Origin of the sequence: Streptococcus infantis, from assembly GCF_047465035.1 — a bacterium.
GTDB classification, from domain to species: domain Bacteria; phylum Bacillota; class Bacilli; order Lactobacillales; family Streptococcaceae; genus Streptococcus; species Streptococcus infantis_T.
Map to the genome: position 1 here is coordinate 14,759 of NZ_JASHAQ010000023.1, position 19,166 is coordinate 33,924.

The window sequence follows — 19,166 nt, forward strand, 5'->3', positions numbered from 1 at the left end:
AATGAGATTTGAAAATTATATCATTCTTCACTCATCCTCTAATCTTACAGGTAACTCTCAATCACTTGGTAATTAGTTAGTATCCAAGTTTTTCATAGCAGCTACCAAGTCCTCTGGTTTATCGATAGAGAAAATGCCATCATAGATACTATCTTCAGCTTTTTTTCGAGTGTCTTCAAAAGCAAAAATTTTCTTTCCTCTTTCTTTTGCTCTTGAAACTACATCCAAGACTTCATCACCCCTATTAATATCCAAGTAAACACTGGAATCATCCAATAACCAATCAATTCTTTGATGAAGGATAGACTGGTACAAAGTCATATTAGGATAAGAGGATAGCTTTGTGAGCGACTCAATACAGTAAACTGGAGCTGCTAGATGGAAATGCCAATCTGGTAGGCTACTAATCAAATACTCTAAATGCTCCACATTAGCACTCCAAGTCACAATCATCGCTTGTTTTTGAGATTGATTACTCCGTTTAAAGTAGTTCAAACTAGAACGTTTAAAAGCAATCTCTGTCCAATCCAAATCTCTATAAGTCCACCAGAGTTCACGAAGCCGTGAAATACTATAGGTGTTCCATGGCTTATCATGACTAGCAAAATGAACAATTACTGGTGGCTGATCATCTAGACGTTGACACTTCTGGGTTAGATGATAAGTATCTACACCAACCATATAATTATAAGTTTGGTCTAAGGGCAGCCATTTGTTTTCAAAGTAAATATTTAAAATACTTTGATCCCCTAGATGCACAGCCTGATTCTGTTCTGCTGCTAATTCTAATAGACTATTAACAATTAAGTGCTCTTTCCATTTTGCTACATCCATGATTAAAACACCAGAATTAAATCCTGATTCCCTACCTTCGTAGGCATATACATCATCGACAGCACCTACATAATAGCCTTGAAGATCCATTGTATATAAAGGTGACAAGTCCCCTGTCACAATGATATCTGAATCAAGATACAGAACTCGTTCAGAATGAACCACTTCCGTAGCAAAAAAACGAAAGTATGAAGCGTAATTTAAATGAGGCCCCGTCTTATAACCTTCAAATATCTCTTTGTTCAAATGGACATTATGAATAGTAGAATTCACAACTGTCATTTTATTTGCTAATAACTTGAACCACTCTGGTGCGATATCACTATTTAGTATATAAAAATCAACATCTTGATTATGATATAAAATCGATTTGATGGTTGTTTCTAACTGGATGAGATAGGCATTATCTGCCGCAAGTACAATTGACTTTCTCACTATTCTCTCTCCTTCATATAGCACTTAATTGCTTCTACTAATTCTTCTGGTCGACTTTCAGAGTAAACACCTGCATAGCAAGTATCAGGCAAATCTGGACAACGACTACTATCAAAACTGAGCATCGGCTTTTGGTATTTTTGAACCAAATCATAAATGTAAGTTAGTTTTTGATCCATGTTTAGGTCTAAATAAAGATCCGATTGTTCAAGAACATTCTCCACTAAAAGAGGGAAGGAATTTGGATAGAGAGTCACATTTTGAAAAGCTGATAAGCGCTTCAGTTCATCTGCCATAAATGTATGAGCAGCAATGTAAAAATGGACCTCAGGCAAGTGTTGAGCCAGATAATCTATTTTCTTAACACACCAAGAATTGGTTAGGTTCATGCATCTTAACTTAGGTTTGTAAACATCTGCAGTACAAACAAGATTCTTTTCTCTCCAAGTAGATACAATATATGACCACTCCATCATGGAATAGTGCCACCATTGGTCTCTGAGACGACCAACAGAGAATTGGTTCCAAGGTTTATCTGGAGAGATATAGTGTAAAATTTTTGGAAGAGGTGTTAGCGGAATATCAAAGACAAAACGATGATTCATTTCAGCTGCACCAGCATCAAAACCTATTTGAAAATTATAGGTATCTTCTAGCTGATAGCAGCTATCCCTAAAGAGAATATTGAGAATAGACTGATCTCCTTCTCCCACGTTTTCATGCTCTCTCTCAGTTAAATCAACCAATCTCTGTCTGATGTCATCTGATTTCCACTTTTTATTATTGATTAATAATACACCTGCATTAAAACCAACTCCTGCACCAAAACAAGAACGAGCTGCTGCCAAATAATTTTCTTCTAGTTCTATTTCAAACAGCTGACTCAAATCACCAGTCACAACTAAATCACTATCTAAATAGAGAACCTTATCTTCTTCGACAAAATCTGGAATAAAGTAGCGGGCAAAGGTCATGTGATTGATATGAAGCAACTGATTGGTCCAGTTCATCTTATATTTTGCTCCAATGACCTTACAATCAATCAAATCCCCACCCATTTGTTGAATATAGGTCCGAATATTCATAAACCATTCTTGTGGAATATCTTGATTAAGTACATATATTTTCAAATGGCTATTGTGGCGACAGATTGATTTTATAGCAGTTTCAATTTGACGAATATAGGCATAATCTCCTGCAAAGATAACTGACTGCTGTTTTTTCATTCGTTCTCCTTTTACTGAGTTGCTTTTGATAAATCAGCAACTATTTGACTTGTATAGGTCTCATCTTCGATAAATTCAATATCTTGATCAAAATTATATTCAGCCGTATGTTTATGGGCAAATTTAACCTTAGTTTTAGCTCCCATCTTCATCCACTCATATTCTGAGTCGATGTGTCCAATATCTAAGACCTGATAGCCTTTCTGACTTAGACGGTAAGCCAAAACCTTGGCTGTAGGTCCAAGCATACATAAAACAAGACGCCCAGCTGCATGCTTTTCTATCTCTTGCTCAATCTCATCGACACGCGAATAGGCACTATGAGATGAACAAACGATTCGTTTAATCGATTTTGCTTCATCAAATAAATCATTGCCGACACCCGAACGTGAAGTAGCCCCTTCTACAATGAGTAGGTCTTGATTTTCCCAAATACTTTTCAGTTTATCAAATTGACCTTTGGCCTGACTCTTATCTTCGAAATCAATGTAAGGACGTGATACAAAGGTTGAACCATACCACGAACCCGTGCAGAGTTCTCGATAAAAGTCCATATAATGATCCATATGTTCTTTCCAGAAGGGAATGGCCCATGATGTAAATTTGAAACGATCCGTAAAAGCATCAGGAAGGCAGACTACTAGGTCTTTCGTGCTTTCTAGACCTATAATCTCACGCATGGTAGATACGAGCTCTTCATCATAGTGTTGGTAGGGAATTGAATGCCCAGCAAGCATATTGATCTCGCCATCTCCAAAGCGGACTAAAGACGACTGGTGTTCAATGATATAATCCAGAGTTTCATCAATGCTCTTAACCTGAATAGGATCTTCTTGTTTTGCTAGCGGTTCTCCATCAATAAGTTTTTGAAGATCTTCTAGCATCCGTTCAGGGTGCTCGCTCGAATATAATCTTTGACCATGATAGCCATTTTGAGATTTATAAAAAGCAAAGACAGGCTTAGACAGTTGAGCTACATCTGCAACCATGTCTGAAGTTGAGGTTTCTAGGTTAATATCCAGATAAACATCCATCTGCTCTTTTAGTTCTTCGAGTTTTTCTTTTGAAATAGCTGGATGGAGGTGAATATTTGGATAACGATTGGATAGGTCATAGAGTTTTGGACCCATGCTTGTCCAGGCTGCTACATGAAAGGCTACATTCGGTAATTGTTCTGCTAAGTAGTCTAATTGTTCTAGTTCTTGAGAAGCTGTAAAGGTTAAACACGTTAATTCTGGAACTTGATAAAATCGTGTAAAGCGCCCATTCTCCTTGAAATCTTTGATCGCCTCAATCATCAAAGCAGTTTTCCCTGTTTCAAATAAAACTTGACCACAATTTCCATGTTGGGTGGATTGGAAAGCCAGCATTGGTTTCCCTTGTTTTTTCATGGACTCCAACATCGATTGCTCCACATTGCCATGGTTAATATCAAGGTAGATTGAAGCTAGATTTTTAAGATTTTCTAATACTGGAGGAACAATTTGAGGATAGAGGCGGACGTTATCATAGCTTGCCAGTCTTTTGAGCTTTTCGCCCATATCGGTCCAGGCTGCGATATGGAAAATCACGTCTGGTAAAGCTGTAAGCAGTTCTTCTATTCCTTCTAAATCTTGCGATGTTGTAAGCGTTAAGCAAGAAAATCCTCGATTCTGAGGGGAAACTAGCTCAAACTCGCCCATATGGTGTTGCAAAATTTGCGTCCATTCTAAATCATGAAACTCCCACCAGAGATCGCGGTAGCGATTAGCTATCAATGTCGTCCATGGTTTTCTATGAGATAAAAAATGCAAAACAACAGGTCTGTAGGATGATTCATCAAAAAAATTTGGCCAATTACTATAAAAAGCGACAACATCATGTCCAACTTGCAAATTGAATCGACGGTCCAATTCTAGCCAGTTATCCTTGACAACCTGATTAAAAATAGTCTGATCACCATTGAAATTTTTAAAACGACCTTCTGCTACTATTTTTAGAGTTTCAATTGATTGAGTAATGAGTAACTCTTTAATATTCTCTTGTTTCCATTTGGCATTGTTAATTAACAAAACCCCAGTATTAAAGGTAACACCCTCTGTATCCCTAACAGCAGCCAGCCACTTATCTCCAAGATTGATAGTAAACAATCCCTCTAAAGAATCATTCACAATCAAATCCGAATCTAAATATAAAACCTTGTCTTCTGGAATGTAGTCGGCTATAAAATAGCGAGCATAGGCAATCGCACTGATATGATCCTGTTTACTCCACTGCTGAAACACGGCTTGCTCGGGTAACTTCACATCGATGATGTCGCTCCCCAGCATTCGAGCCATTTTGCGAGGTTTCCGAAACCAATCTGGCATGATATCTTGGTTTAAAATATAAATGTTAAGGTCTCGATTGTGATAGAGAATGGACTTGATCGTCGTTTCTAGCTGGGAAGTATAGATGCAATCCCCAGCTAGTACAATTGCTTTTTTCATATTTTCTCCTAGTTAATTCCTAATTGATAGATGGCATCTACCAGTAATTTTTTTGTAAAATAACCTTCTTTTAGCAAATAACTAAAGGTCTTTATCCGATTCGTCATTTCTTGATATTCTTGTAGATTCATTTTATCAACTATCTCATGAACCTCTTCTAGGCTATCTGCCACAAAGCCCAAGCCTTGATCTACTATAAATTTAGCAGTTGATAAGCTACTTGGTACAATGACTGGGATCCCGGCTGTCAGATAGGTGCTAACCTTATGAGATATATTCAGGGTGTAATATTGGTTACTTTCTCCATCATTTTGATGAGTTCCCCAGACAAGACCAAATCCACCTTTTGATAATTCTAGCAACAGTTCCTCATCTTTTTTCCATCCTTCAATACTAAGATTTCTAGCACTAGAACTAGCCTCCCCTTTATTTGAAAATACTCTTAAAGGCGTATCTTGAGACCAATTTTGTAAGTCTGGAAAACGCTCTAAACTTCCAGCAAAAAAGAGTTCTTTTTTAAAAGCCGGAGTGTATAAGGATAAATCATGAGGATGGTCCCACATCCCTTGAACGAGGATTTTCTTAGTTGTCAAGCCTTCTTCCATCAAGCGTGCTTTCATTCTCTCTGATGGAACTATCAAAACATCTGATAGATTATACATATACATGTATTCTTTCATGAGATAATAGTTACTATCAAACATGAGAGGAACAACGTCATGAATAAAGCAAACAATTTTCACCTGCATATCCTTCAGCTTATCAAATAAGACACGATCAAATTCAAAACCATTCCAAGTAGGAGATTGAAAGACTAAGATATCACCAATAGAGATACTAGCCATAATCCCATCCAGACGCTTATTCATTTCAGAAGGGCTATCTGAAGCAATGTTGTAAAAATAAATACCAACCTCTCTAAACCCCAGTTGACTTGCTATTTTTTGTACAGCATTTTGGGCAAGAATGACGGTACTATCACCAGCCATACCGTATAAGTTTGTTAAATGTAGTTTCATATTGTATTATCTCATTTTTTATTACTACGGTAGTAAAGACAATTTTTCCATCATTCTTCTATAAATCTCCGTAGACTGCATATTTTGTACTTCTAACTTCGCTATCACTCTTTGTAATCTATTTTTATAAACTAAAATATGATTGGTCAAGTCATAATCTAAACTTGCCAAAATAGAGATTTTCTCTTCCCTAGCCTCTATTTCATCATATATACGTTTTTCGCTCCATGTATTTGATAAAGTACCAGTCAAACCAACACGGTACCAGTAAATACAACGATTTAAATAGACCACCTTCGAAGCTTTTAGAAGTACCTTCCATGTCCAGTATGTATCCTCAGCCATTTTCCCTATAGGAAATGGTAAATCTTGTAGTAACTCTCTCTTGAATAATTTCAAATAAGCTACAGTCCAATTCCCAGTTTTCATTTCTTCGACACCTTCTCTATCTATGATTTCTTTTCCTTCTATCACCTCAAGAGAATCATCTGGATTAGAATCATAAAACAAATATTGGCAACGTGATTCATCGTAACAATTATAACATCCGATACTAATATCCGCATTTTCTTTTTTCAATGCATCATATAACAGTTGTAAAGCATCATGTTCCAACCAATCATCAGAGTCTACAAACGTAACATACTCCCCCTCCGAACGTTCAATCCCAAAATTTCTTGCTGAAGATGAGCCACCATTTTCTTTTTCAAAGTAACGGAAACGAGCATCTTTAGCAAGATATTCTCTACAGATATCTGCTGAATTATCTGGAGAACCATCATTGATTAATAAACACTCAAAATTTTGATACGTCTGATTTTGAATGCTATCCAAACACATTCGCAAGTAATTCTCAACGTTGTAGATTGGAACTACAATACTGATTAATTCATTCTCCATACTATAATTTTTCTTCTCCTAAAAATTTTTTCATCTCTGTCACCATTCCATTTGCATCTTCTTGTCGAAAAACTTTACTAAATCCACTTGAATCATGATTGGTATTCTCAAAAGCATAAACAGGCTTATTCTGTTCTATTGCTCTATGAACAATACCATCCACCTCTCCCCAATGGTTAATATCTAAATAAATATCTGATTTCTTCAACAAATCCTCAATAATATCATCATGATGAACATTTGTGTATATATTCACGTTCTCATAACGATTGAAACTTTCAAGATAATCCGAAATATTTGTTTTAGCTGCTATATGGAAAGCTACCTCTGGAAGATTCTGAACAAGATAGTCTAGGTTTTCTAAAGTGTCTGAAGCTGTTAAAGTAAAAACATGAAATTGGTGTTGTTTCCTAGGAATGATTTTTAAATCCTCCTGAGAAGTAACGATAGAATTAGCTGGTATATCTTTATAAATTAGGGCATTTGCTCCAATAATGACATTATCTCCAATCGTCACCCCTTTTAAAATGACAACATTAGTTCCAATCCAGCAATTTTTTCCTATCGTTATTTTATCAGCAGTAAATTGAATTTTTTCGATATGGTAATTTGAGTATTTATGATTATGGTCAAAAATCCTTACCCCATCTCCAAACATGGTATCCTTACCAATTTCAATTTCTTTACCACAACGAATCGTACAATGGTCATTAAAGAAAACTCTATTTCCAAGTGTTAATTTAGCATTATTAGCTACTTCTAAACTTACAAATGAACGAAATGTAACATCTGTTCCTAATTCAATAGTACTGGTGGGGGAAATCTCTATATGCTGAAAATCTCCTAATAACTTTACAGAATCTTTAAAATCCATGTTTTTCTTCCACTTCTCTTAATTTTTCAATCATTTCTTGAACTTGTTCTACTTTGTAGGTTATCTGTCCAACTTCACGATATTTTGTATTCTCAAAAGCTAAAATCAACTTTCCTCTTTCTGAAAATTGATCTAACATTTCCTCTGTTTTTTCACCATGATTAATATCTAAAAGTACCTGACTAGTCTCAATTAATTCTTGATCTAGTTCTGCTAAATAATTAATTCCAGCATAAACAGTTACATTTGGATAGACCAACAATTGTTTCAAACGATCACTGACCATCACTCTAGCCGCAATCTTAAATTGAATATTAGGCAAAGATTGAATCAATGTCTCAATTTGTTCAATCTGATCTGAAGACGTATAAATTAAACAAGTAAGCGGTTCTCTGATAGGATAGATATGTGATTTTTGTAATGGATGTAAATGATGATTTTTTCCTAACTCTGTCCATTCGAGACTATGATAATACCACCAAACATCACGATAGGTCTGCGCAGCTAAATCAAACCACGGTTTTCTATGTGAGAGATAGTGGATGATACCGGGATAATCTTGACCTGCTGGTAACTCATAGTCTGTGAATTGCTTATGAATCACAACATGGTTATTGTCAAATTCCATCTCTATCCATCTATTTTCAAAGAGCATATTTAAAATACTCTGATCCGCTTGATCTACCTTATCATGCCACTCATTTGTCAAATCTATCAAGCGTTGGGACATGTTTTCTTGTTTCCATAAACGATTGTTGATTAGTAAAACACCCGCATTGAACATTTCCCTACCATAGTATACTCTTCCTCCATAATCTCGAACAGCTGCTAATGGATAGTCTTGCAAATCTGTTTCAAACAAGTTATCCAGATTTTTAGTTACTACCAAGTCGCAGTCTAAATAGAGAGCCTTATCTTCTTTCACAAAGTCAGATACAAAATAACGCAAAAATACTGTGTAACTAATATCTGTTTTATAACGCGAAATTTGCTCAGAAGTTACCCGACAATTGATAATCTCTGAATCATATACTTCTAATCGCTTATTTAATTGTTTAAACCATTCATTAGGAAAATCACTATTAATCAGATAGAACCGAATCGAGCGATTATGGTAACAGATAGATTTAATAGTCGTCATGACCTGCTCAACATAGGCATAGTTAGCTGCGAGGACAATAGCTTTCTTAAATTCCTGATTTTGAGTCTGAAGTAAATCTAATAACATCTTCTTCTCTTTTATCTGATCTAACACATGAGATTCTGATATTCCTCTGTTATTACTTTCAGAAGTTATATGATTTAAAATAAATTTATAAGCATGTATATGTTCTGACATTGGATAACCTAATGTTGATAACAATGCCAATCTATCTTCTATAGCGTATATGCAATCTTTAATCCATTTTTCATCCCAAGTATTTGAAATACTTCCACTCCTAACTCTGTAGATATAAGAAGCTTTATTAATATAAACAATACTTTTAGAAGCTAATAATATTTTCAAATTAAATACTGTATCTTCAGTCACTATTCCTACCGGAAAACGAAAATTAGAAATAATTTCTTTTCTATAAATTTTTCCCCAAGCAACTATCAATGCTGAATTTAATAATCTATTAGAATCATTTAAACAATCCACTATAGGGACATTGTCATAAAGTTTCTCAAAATAATTTCCAGATATATGAAAATAGAAATTTGAATCAGACTCATTAAACTTACAATAATTTCCAACCGCAATATCAGCCTGATACTCCGTTATTTTTTTATATAGGGTTTCTACATAATCTAACTCGACCCAATCATCCGAATCAACAAAGCTCACATAAGATCCAGTCATTCGATCCAAGCCCATATTTCTTGCTTCCGCTTGACCACCATTTTCTTTTTCAATATAGACAATTCGATTATCTTTTTGTGCGTACTCTTGACAAATTGTGCCCGAATTATCTGTAGAGCCATCATTGATAACGATAATTTCAAGATTTTTATAAGTTTGGTTTATTAAACTATCCAAACATTTTTCTAGATAATTTTCAACATTATAAACGGGTACAATCACAGTAATTTTTTCAGTCATGTAGTCGCTCTCCTTTCCTACTATTATAACATTTTTTTTTGCTATTTTTTGAGCTATTAAGGAATTTCAATTTCAAAAATATATTTATTTCATTGACAGTATCGTTCATACAGTGTTAAATTATAATTACTTTCCAAATTAAATAATCATACAAAAACAAAAGTAAAATAGCTTAATAAATTCAATATTGTAATCTCGCTGTAATTATATGATAACATTTTCGAATAATCAATCCTAAAGATAAATTTTTATAGTGAAATGAATTAAAAACTGAACAAAATAATTAGGAAATTTAAATCACTTTATAAAAATATTTTAGTAACTGTGGTGTGCTATTCCAGATTCAACTCACTATAATTCATCTCAAGTATATTTTAGGTATCTATCGATGTAAATAACCTTATTATTTTATACTATACTAAAATCAAAAAAAACATCTTATAATAGTAGTTATGAAACTTACAAATGAAGAAATACAAAAAATTGAACAACTCCTAAGAGATTCATCGTACGCCAAATATCATAAACGTCTACAGATTATTTATTTTCGCTCAAAAGAAAAGTGTTATAGTCATTTAGTTTTAAAAAGCACTCTAATGATTCAAAGATATTGGGGACTTCCCTTAATAAAGCTGTCACTTTCTTTTTCAAGACAGCCCAAGCTTGCTCAATAGGATTCAAATCTGGTGAATAAGGTGGTAGAGGTAAGAAAAAGTGTCTATCTTGAATGCAGAGTTCATCCAAGATGTTCTTGGGATGAAAACTAGCATTGTCCATGACAATGACATGAGGTGTCTTCAAAGCAGGCAAGAGCTACGTTTTGAACCACTTCACAAATAAGTCGCTCGTCATGCTTTCCTTGTAAATCATAGGAGCTATAAACTCTCCATCTACTTGTCCTGCAACAATTGAAGCCCGCTCAAAACGCCGTCCACTAATCTTTTCATAGACTTTCTCTCCTCTAGGAGCCCGTGCATGAGGACGATAGAGGTAGCGGTCGATTCCTGTTTCGTCAATATATACGACTGGTAAATCTTTTAGGTTATCCAAAATATCAAGAAACTCAGCGACTTTCTCAGGATCTTGTTCCTTAAAGCTAGTCGTCTTTTTTTAAAGTGACCTTAATCTGCTTTAAAGCTGCCCATACTGAAGGAACAGCACAATCAAAATGTGTCGCAATTTCCCGTAAAAAAGCATCTGGATGAGCCTCTACAAAGGCCTTCAACTCCTCCAAAGGAATCTTTCGGCTTTTGGCGACTCGCTTTTTCCGCTCTAAGTGCCCTTGTTCACGTAATTTCTTTTCCCATGTGAAGAGAGTTCTGATGCCAACATCAAAAACTTTGGCTGCCTCGACATGGCTGTGTCCCTCTTTGATGTAATCTAATGCTCCTTGTCTAAAATCTGTACTATATGCCATAACTTTATTATAACATGTATTTTATAAACTAAGCGACTATATCCCACCTTACGCACCAGAAATGAACCCTATTGAACAAGTCTGGAAAGAAATTCAAAAACGAGGTTTTAAAAATAAGGCTTTTCAAACATTGGAATCTGTCATTGATAAGCTTCAAGAAGTTATTCAAGGACTGGAAAAAAGTATTTTAAAGTCCACTGTCAGCAGACAATGGATGAGGTTGTTTTTTGAAAACAATTGAGTATTAGAATAGCTATCTGATAAACGTAAAAAGCAACCTACATCAAAAACGAGATAACATTCTAATTTTTGAGTATAGGTCACTTTTTCTATCTAAAAATAGAGAAAAATCAATTTATAAAATGTGTTTGACTAACCTTCAAAATATTTAGCTGCAATTGCTTTTTTGACCAAAATTTGTTGATAAGATTCCACGTCCCCATGTTTAAGAGTTTCTTCTTCATGAATAGATAATCGCCATTTATAAGCTTGAATTTCTCTATCTAATAACTCCTGAGGAGCTCCAATTAATTGGAGAATAGTCATACGTTCTTCAATACTCTTTAAGGGATATACATCTGCAAGATTGACTGTCCTTGTAACACTTGTAGAACGTTTTCTATGGATATAAATAGCCTTATTCATAAAAGCAATTTTATCTGCCTGAAGATAAACTTTATAAGTTGTGTAATCATCCTCTACACTTTTATCTGTTGGATATACAATATCTTTAAATAGCTCTGTCTTGTATAACTTCGCCCACGGAACTGTGAAGCATTGACTGAAATTATACTTACTATCATATTGATGGTTAAACCATTCAAATGGCGTATAAGTCTTCTCAAAATAATCATCTGCTCCTACATGAATCAAAAAACTAGCTTGATCATCCAAAAATTGAGTAAAGTTTCCGATTGCAATATCTGCATCTGTTTTTTTCAATAAATCATAAAGATTTTGGATATGATCCAACTCCAACCAGTCATCATTATCTGCAAAAACGATATAATCCCCAGTTACCACTTCCAAGGCACGATTGCGGCTAGAAGAAACTCCACCATTTCTTTTATGATAGACTTTAACACGTGCATCTTGGTTTTGATAACGTTGACAGATTGCGGCTGAACCATCTGTTGAGCCATCATTAATCAAAATAATTTCAAGATTTTGATAGGTTTGTTGAACGATACTATCCAAGCATTTTTCAAGATATAGTTCTGACATGTAAACAGGAACAATAACACTTATTTTTTCCATCATTTTAATCATATACTCCTTTTCTGATGCAATATATAAAAAACAAAGTCGATTTCAATACACATTTCTTTAAGATACATTCTAAATCAATTCTAATATTTCTGAGAACAGATCAATCATGTTTAACTTTCCCAGCATTTGGTAAGTATTCTTTTATAAATCCTGATATATCCTTACTCATGATTTTATCCAATCGTTCAGAAATAATGTCTTCCGGCCAATTCCACCACGCAATTTCTAACATCTGTTCACGGAAAGTAGGATCTGCTATGCGATAACGAATAAGCTTAGCAGGATTTCCTCCAACAATAGCATAGGGTTCCACATCTTTAGTCACTACAGCACCTGTTGCTATCACCGCTCCATCTCCAATAGTTACCCCTGCCATAATCTGAACATTGTTTCCAATCCAAACATCATTTCCAACACGAGTAGGATTCTTCAATATGTGGTCATCCGTCATATCCAGGGGCTTGTCTGTGTAAAACAACTCCAAACTCTTAAATGGATAAGTAGTAATCAATTCCACATCATGATTTGCTGTTACAAATTGAACATTTTGTCCAATAGAACAATAATCACCAATAATGACCTGTCCTCCATGGTCATAGTCAACTAATTGAGGAATACCATAAGTATGATTGCCCACTGTTAAGGCCCCGTAGTCAATCAAATAGCGACTAGTAAATTTCGTAAGGTAATCAAACAGATCCGAACGCGAATCATAGACACGAATTTCCAGAGGAATCGTTCCCTGATGCAAACCTTCCCAATAGGAATAGCCGACTTCCTCATAGCAACAGTCAAAAATCGCCGTCAATTCTTTCGAGCTAGAAAATAGTTGAATTTTATTCTCCTGCATATGCCAAAACCGCTCATTATCATGACCGGTTCCACCAATATCCTTGATTTGACCATCAGGTAAAAGTTGAAAAAAGCGCTGATGTTGCTTATTTTTATGTGAAAACATGCAGAATTTTCCAGATAGCAATTAAAACTTCCCCCTCCAACTAAATTGACTATATCTATCAGTGTGCCTACAATATGAATAACTTGTCATCTAACTAAAACTTTTATACAAATTTAATGTTATTTACCATTAATATAGAGATACTATATAGCATTCTGTTATTATGTACATCTTACCACAAATAGCCTTATAATAAAAGCAACTTACATAAAAATATCAATGCTATCCAAAAATTGATAATTAATAAATTTACATACAATTAGCAAATCGGAAATATGATCATACACGATTTAAAGTCATGCCATTGAAGTTTCATTTTTTCAAGGATATTAATCCACAAGCAAAAAGAGGTCTTAAAGCCTTGTTTACCATAAGCTATAATCGTACAGGAAAAATGCGAATACAACTATAGATCATTATTGGACGGTTACAATAGATGGAAAAATCAAGCTCTTTTAACTGACAACGAAAAATCATCTTATTCTTCTTTTTCTTATCAAAACGGCGAGATTGGGGTGTTTCCAAAGGGACAATAAGGTGTGACATTAAAATAACCTCCAGTACTGTTTTTTCTACTAACAGTATACCGGAGGAATGGAAAGTTGGCTAGGTACTCTGTTATGGGGCGGTTACGAAATTTCTACTCTTTTTGATTTTAAACGAGTCTTACGAATCAACAAAACTCCAACCAGCTAATACTCACTTCCTATAGACAAAAACCTCCAAGAATTTTACAATCCTTGGAGGCTTTCTCATAGCTTACCTAGTCTTTTAGCAACTTTATAAAACAAGGCTTATTCTTCATCATCGCGCTTACGACGCTTAGCTACTAATCCTAATCCTGTTAGACCTGCTACAGCTCCTAGGAGCAGATTTGTAGCCGAAGTTGCTGTTCCAGTATTTGGAAGTTGCTTACGTGTCTTAGTTGTATCAGTTTGAGGAGCTTGACTAGTCGAATGAATCATAGATGCGCTTATGCTTGCTGATTGACTCGCACTGGTTGACGCTGACTCAGATGCACTTGTGCTTGCGGATTGACTTGCGCTTGTTGAAGCACTTTGGCTTGCAGACGTGCTGGCTGATTGGCTCGCACTTGTCGATGCTGACTGGCTAGCTGATGTGCTTGCTGATTGACTTGCACTTGTTGATGCTGATTCAGATGCCGATGTACTTGCTGATTGGCTTGCACTGGTTGACGCTGACTGGCTAGCCGATGTACTTGCGGATTGACTTGCGCTTGTCGATGCTGACTGGCTAGCTGATGTGCTGGCTGATTGACTGGCGCTTGTTGAAGCTGACTGGCTAGCTGACGTGCTTGCGGATTGGCTTGCACTGGTTGACGCTGACTGGCTAGCTGACGTGCTGGCTGATTGGCTCGCACTTGTCGATGCTGACTGGCTAGCCGACGTGCTGGCTGATTGGCTTGCACTGGTTGACGCTGACTGGCTAGCTGATTGACTTGCTGATTGACTTGCGCTTGTCGATGCTGACTGGCTAGCTGACGTGCTGGCTGATTGGCTCGCACTTGTCGATGCTGACTGGCTAGCTGACGTGCTGGCTGATTGACTGGCGCTTGTTGAAGCTGACTGGCTAGCTGATGTACTTGCGGATTGACTTGCGCTTGTTGAAGCTGACTGGCTAGCCGACGTGCTTGCTGATTGGCTCGCACTTGTCGATGCTGACTGGCTAGCCGACGTGCTTGCGGATTGGCTTGCACTGGTTGACGCTGACTCAGAAGCCGATGTGCTTGCTGACTGACTTGCACTTGTTGATGCTGATTCAGATGCCGATGTACTTGCTGATTGGCTTGCACTGGTTGACGCTGACTGGCTAGCCGATGTACTTGCTGATTGACTTGCGCTTGTCGATGCTGACTGGCTAGCTGATGTGCTTGCTGATTGACTGGCGCTTGTTGAAGCTGACTGGCTAGCTGACGTGCTGGCTGATTGGCTTGCACTGGTTGACGCTGACTCTGATGCGCTGGTGCTTGCTGATTGGCTCGCACTGGTTGACGCTGACTGGCTAGCTGATGTGCTTGCTGATTGACTGGCGCTTGTTGAAGCTGACTGGCTAGCTGACGTGCTTGCTGATTGACTGGCGCTTGTTGAAGCACTTTGGCTTGCTGATGTGCTTGCTGATTGGCTCGCACTTGTCGATGCTGACTGGCTAGCTGATGTACTTGCTGATTGGCTCGCACTTGTCGATGCTGACTGACTAGCTGATGTGCTTGCTGATTGGCTCGCACTTGTCGATGCGGACTGACTAGCTGATGTACTTGCTGATTGACTTGCGCTTGTTGAAGCACTTTGGCTTGCAGACGTGCTGGCTGATTGGCTTGCACTTGTTGACGCTGACTGGCTAGCTGAGGTGCTTGCTGATTGGCTCGCACTGGTTGACGCTGATTCAGAGGCCGATGTGCTTGCTGATTGGCTCGCACTGGTTGACGCTGATTCAGAGGCCGATGTGCTTGCTGATTGGCTCGCACTGGTTGATGCGGATTCAGACGCTGACGTGCTGGCTGATTGGCTTGCACTTGTTGATGCTGACTGGCTAGCCGATGTACTTGCTGATTGACTCGCACTTGTCGATGCTGACTGGCTAGCTGATGTGCTTGCTGATTGACTGGCGCTTGTTGAAGCTGACTGGCTAGCCGATGTACTTGCTGATTGACTGGCGCTTGTTGAAGCACTTTGGCTTGCTGACGTGCTTGCTGATTGGCTCGCACTGGTCGATGCTGACTGGCTAGCTGATGTGCTTGCTGATTGACTGGCGCTTGTTGAAGCACTTTGGCTTGCTGATTGGCTTGCACTTGTACTTGCTGACTCAGAGGCGCTTGTGCTTGCTGACTGACTTGCACTGGTTGAAGCTGACTGGCTAGCTGACGTGCTGGCTGATTGACTTGCGCTTGTTGAAGCTGACTGGCTAGCTGACGTGCTGGCTGATTGACTTGCGCTTGTTGAAGCACTTTGTCTTGCAGACGTGCTTGCTGATTGGCTTGCACTGGTCGATGCTGACTGGCTAGCTGATGTGCTGGCTGATTGGCTCGCACTGGTCGATGCTGACTGACTAGCTGAGGTGCTTGCTGATTGACTTGCACTGGTTGAAGCGGACTGGCTAGCTGACGTGCTGGCTGATTGGCTCGCACTGGTTGACGCTGACTCAGAAGCCGATGTGCTTGCTGACTGACTTGCACTGGTTGATGCTGATTCAGAGGCCGATGTACTTGCTGATTGACTTGCACTGGTTGATGCTGACTGGCTAGCTGATGTGCTGGCTGATTGGCTTGCACTGGTCGATGCTGACTGGCTAGCTGATGTGCTGGCTGATTGGCTTGCACTGGTTGACGCTGACTCAGAAGCCGATGTGCTGGCTGATTGGCTTGCACTGGTTGACGCTGACTCAGAAACCGATGTGCTTGCTGACTGACTTGCACTGGTTGACGCTGACTGGCTTGCCGACGTGCTTGCTGATTGGCTCGCACTGGTTGACGCTGATTCAGAGGCACTTGTGCTTGCTGATTGGCTCGCACTTGTCGATGCTGACTGGCTAGCCGACGTGCTTGCTGATTGGCTCGCACTGGTTGACGCTGATTCAGATGCACTTGTGCTTGCTGATTGACTGGCGCTTGTTGAAGCTGACTGGCTAGCTGATGTACTTGCTGATTGACTTGCGCTTGTTGAAGCACTTTGGCTTGCCGACGTGCTTGCTGATTGGCTCGCACTGGTTGACGCTGATTCAGAGGCCGATGTGCTGGCTGATTGGCTCGCACTGGTTGATGCTGATTCAGATGCACTTGTGCTTGCTGATTGACTGGCGCTTGTTGAAGCACTTTGGCTTGCCGACGTGCTGGCTGATTGGCTCGCACTGGTTGACGCTGATTCAGAGGCCGATGTGCTGGCTGATTGGCTCGCACTGGTTGACGCTGATTCAGAGGCCGATGTGCTGGCTGATTGGCTCGCACTGGTTGAGGCCGATTGGCTAGCTGAGGTGCTTGCTGATTGACTTGCGCTTGTTGAAGCACTTTGGCTTGCCGACGTGCTGGCTGATTGGCTCGCACTGGTTGATGCTGATTCAGATGCACTTGTGCTTGCTGATTGACTTGCACTTGTACTTGCTGATTCAGAGGCCGATGTACTTGCTGATTGGCTTGCACTTGTACTTGCTGACTCAGAGGCGCTTGTGCTGGCTGACTGACTTGCACTTGTACTTGCTGACTCAGAAGCCGATGTACTTGCTGACTGACTTGCACTTGTACTTGCTGATTCAGAGGCCGATGTACTTGCTGATTGGCTTGCACTTGTACTTGCTGACTCAGAGGCGCTTGTGCTGGCTGACTGACTTGCACTTGTACTTGCTGACTCAGAGGCGCTTGTGCTGGCTGACTGACTTGCACTGGTTGACGCTGATTCAGAGGCCGATGTGCTGGCTGACTGGCTCGCACTGGTTGATGCTGACTCAGAGGCCGATGTGCTGGCTGATTGGCTCGCACTGGTTGATGCTGATTCAGAGGCCGATGTACTTGCTGATTGGCTCGCACTTGTACTTGCTGACTGACTTGCACTGGTTGACGCTGATTCAGAAGCCGATGTGCTGGCTGATTGGCTCGCACTTGTACTTGCTGACTCAGAAGCCGATGTGCTGGCTGATTGGCTTGCACTGGTTGATGCTGATTCAGAGGCCGATGTACTTGCTGACTGACTTGCACTTGTACTTGCTGATTCAGAGGCCGATGTACTTGCTGATTGGCTTGCACTGGTTGATGCTGACTCAGAAGCCGATGTGCTGGCTGATTGGCTCGCACTGGTTGATGCTGACTCAGAAGCCGATGTGCTGGCTGATTGGCTTGCACTGGTTGATGCTGACTCAGAAGCCGATGTGCTGGCTGATTGGCTTGCACTGGTCGATGCTGACTGGCTAGCTGAGGTGCTTGCGGATTGGCTCGCACTGGTTGATGCTGACTCAGACGCTGAGGTGCTTGCGGATTGGCTCGCACTTGTCGATGCTGACTCAGACGCTGATGTGCTTGCGGATTGACTTGCGCTTGTTGAAGCACTTTGGCTTGCTGACGTGCTTGCGGATTGGCTCGCACTTGTCGATGCTGACTGGCTAGCTGATGTACTTGCGGATTGACTTGCGCTTGTTGAAGCACTTTGGCTTGCTGACGTGCTTGCGGATTGGCTCGCACTGGTCGATGCTGACTGGCTAGCTGACGTGCTTGCGGATTGACTCGCACTTGTCGATGCTGATTGGCTAGCTGACGTGCTTGCGGATTGGCTCGCACTGGTCGATGCTGACTGGCTAGCTGACGTGCTTGCTGATTGGCTCGCACTGGTCGATGCTGACTGGCTAGCTGATGTGCTTGCTGATTGGCTCGCACTGGTCGATGCTGACTGGCTAGCTGACGTGCTTGCGGATTGGCTCGCACTTGTCGATGCGGACTGGCTAGCTGACGTGCTTGCGGATTGGCTCGCACTTGTCGATGCGGACTGGCTAGCTGATGTGCTTGCGGATTGACTTGCACTGGTTGATGCTGACTGGCTAGCTGACGTGCTTGCGGATTGGCTCGCACTTGTCGATGCTGACTGGCTAGCTGACGTGCTTGCGGATTGGCTCGCACTTGTCGATGCGGACTGGCTAGCTGATGTGCTTGCTGATTGGCTTGCACTGGTTGATGCTGACTCTG

The 19,166-nt window shown here is 39.6% G+C and carries 10 protein-coding genes and 2 pseudogenes; 1 reads left to right on the forward strand and 11 read right to left on the reverse strand.

Annotation, left to right across the window (positions count from 1 at the left end):
• Window positions 1-72: 72 nt before the first annotated feature.
• From QM406_RS09015 to QM406_RS09050, 8 genes and pseudogenes are all read right to left on the reverse strand, one after another.
• The gene (locus tag QM406_RS09015) at window positions 73-1,269 is read right to left on the reverse strand and encodes a glycosyltransferase family 8 protein (RefSeq protein WP_414274035.1); all 1,197 of its coding nucleotides are present in this window, start codon (window positions 1,267-1,269) and stop codon (window positions 73-75) included.
• Window positions 1,269-2,495 (reverse strand): glycosyltransferase family 8 protein, encoded by a 1,227-nt coding sequence (locus QM406_RS09020; protein WP_315640019.1) that lies wholly within the window; start codon window positions 2,493-2,495, stop codon window positions 1,269-1,271. Before QM406_RS09020 ends, QM406_RS09015 begins: the two co-directional genes overlap by 1 nt.
• A gap of 11 nt (window positions 2,496-2,506) precedes the next feature.
• The gene (locus QM406_RS09025) at window positions 2,507-4,963 is read right to left on the reverse strand and encodes an SP_1767 family glycosyltransferase (protein ID WP_414274036.1); all 2,457 of its coding nucleotides are present in this window, start codon (window positions 4,961-4,963) and stop codon (window positions 2,507-2,509) included.
• A gap of 8 nt (window positions 4,964-4,971) precedes the next feature.
• Window positions 4,972-5,982 carry a sugar transferase gene (locus QM406_RS09030; RefSeq protein WP_414274037.1) on the reverse strand — a complete coding sequence of 337 codons (1,011 nt, stop codon included), beginning with the start codon at window positions 5,980-5,982 and terminating at the stop codon, window positions 4,972-4,974.
• 24 nt (window positions 5,983-6,006) lie between these two features.
• Window positions 6,007-6,882 carry a glycosyltransferase family 2 protein gene (locus QM406_RS09035; protein WP_414274038.1) on the reverse strand — a complete coding sequence of 292 codons (876 nt, stop codon included), beginning with the start codon at window positions 6,880-6,882 and terminating at the stop codon, window positions 6,007-6,009.
• A 1-nt stretch (window position 6,883) separates the two neighbouring features.
• The gene (locus QM406_RS09040) at window positions 6,884-7,756 is read right to left on the reverse strand and encodes a DapH/DapD/GlmU-related protein (protein ID WP_414274039.1); all 873 of its coding nucleotides are present in this window, start codon (window positions 7,754-7,756) and stop codon (window positions 6,884-6,886) included.
• On the reverse strand, window positions 7,746-9,839 hold the full coding sequence (locus tag QM406_RS09045) for a glycosyltransferase (RefSeq protein ID WP_414274040.1): 2,094 nt from the start codon (window positions 9,837-9,839) through the stop codon (window positions 7,746-7,748). The genes QM406_RS09040 and QM406_RS09045 overlap by 11 nt, the downstream gene beginning before the upstream one ends.
• Window positions 9,840-10,376: 537 nt before the next feature.
• Window positions 10,377-11,256 (reverse strand): annotated as a pseudogene (locus QM406_RS09050) (IS630 family transposase).
• A 37-nt stretch (window positions 11,257-11,293) separates the two neighbouring features.
• Between QM406_RS09050 and QM406_RS09055 the strand changes: the two are divergent.
• A pseudogene (locus tag QM406_RS09055) lies at window positions 11,294-11,497 on the forward strand (transposase); the annotation flags it as partial.
• Window positions 11,498-11,628: 131 nt separating this feature from the next.
• Here the strand turns inward: QM406_RS09055 and QM406_RS09060 are convergent.
• The 3 genes from QM406_RS09060 to QM406_RS09070 form a co-directional block, all read right to left on the reverse strand.
• Complete coding sequence (locus QM406_RS09060) at window positions 11,629-12,513, reverse strand: glycosyltransferase family 2 protein (RefSeq protein ID WP_414274043.1); 885 nt, start codon at window positions 12,511-12,513, stop codon at window positions 11,629-11,631.
• A 112-nt stretch (window positions 12,514-12,625) separates the two neighbouring features.
• Complete coding sequence (locus tag QM406_RS09065; protein ID WP_414274041.1) at window positions 12,626-13,483, reverse strand: CatB-related O-acetyltransferase; 858 nt, start codon at window positions 13,481-13,483, stop codon at window positions 12,626-12,628.
• 794 nt (window positions 13,484-14,277) lie between these two features.
• Window positions 14,278-19,166 (reverse strand): LPXTG cell wall anchor domain-containing protein (locus QM406_RS09070; protein ID WP_414274042.1); only part of this gene is annotated, 4,889 nt, incomplete at its 5' end.

Excerpts from the sequence above, each read along its gene's own strand:
- QM406_RS09020 (WP_315640019.1), bottom strand. The coding sequence starts at position 2,495 with ATGAAAAAACAGCAGTCAGTTATCTTTGCAGGAGATTATGCCTATATT.
- QM406_RS09025 (WP_414274036.1), bottom strand. The coding sequence starts at position 4,963 with ATGAAAAAAGCAATTGTACTAGCTGGGGATTGCATCTATACTTCCCAG.
- QM406_RS09030 (WP_414274037.1), bottom strand. The coding sequence starts at position 5,982 with ATGAAACTACATTTAACAAACTTATACGGTATGGCTGGTGATAGTACC.
- QM406_RS09035 (WP_414274038.1), bottom strand. The coding sequence starts at position 6,882 with ATGGAGAATGAATTAATCAGTATTGTAGTTCCAATCTACAACGTTGAG.
- QM406_RS09040 (WP_414274039.1), bottom strand. The coding sequence starts at position 7,756 with ATGGATTTTAAAGATTCTGTAAAGTTATTAGGAGATTTTCAGCATATA.
- QM406_RS09045 (WP_414274040.1), bottom strand. The coding sequence starts at position 9,839 with ATGACTGAAAAAATTACTGTGATTGTACCCGTTTATAATGTTGAAAAT.
- QM406_RS09060 (WP_414274043.1), bottom strand. The coding sequence starts at position 12,513 with ATGGAAAAAATAAGTGTTATTGTTCCTGTTTACATGTCAGAACTATAT.
- QM406_RS09065 (WP_414274041.1), bottom strand. The coding sequence starts at position 13,483 with ATGTTTTCACATAAAAATAAGCAACATCAGCGCTTTTTTCAACTTTTA.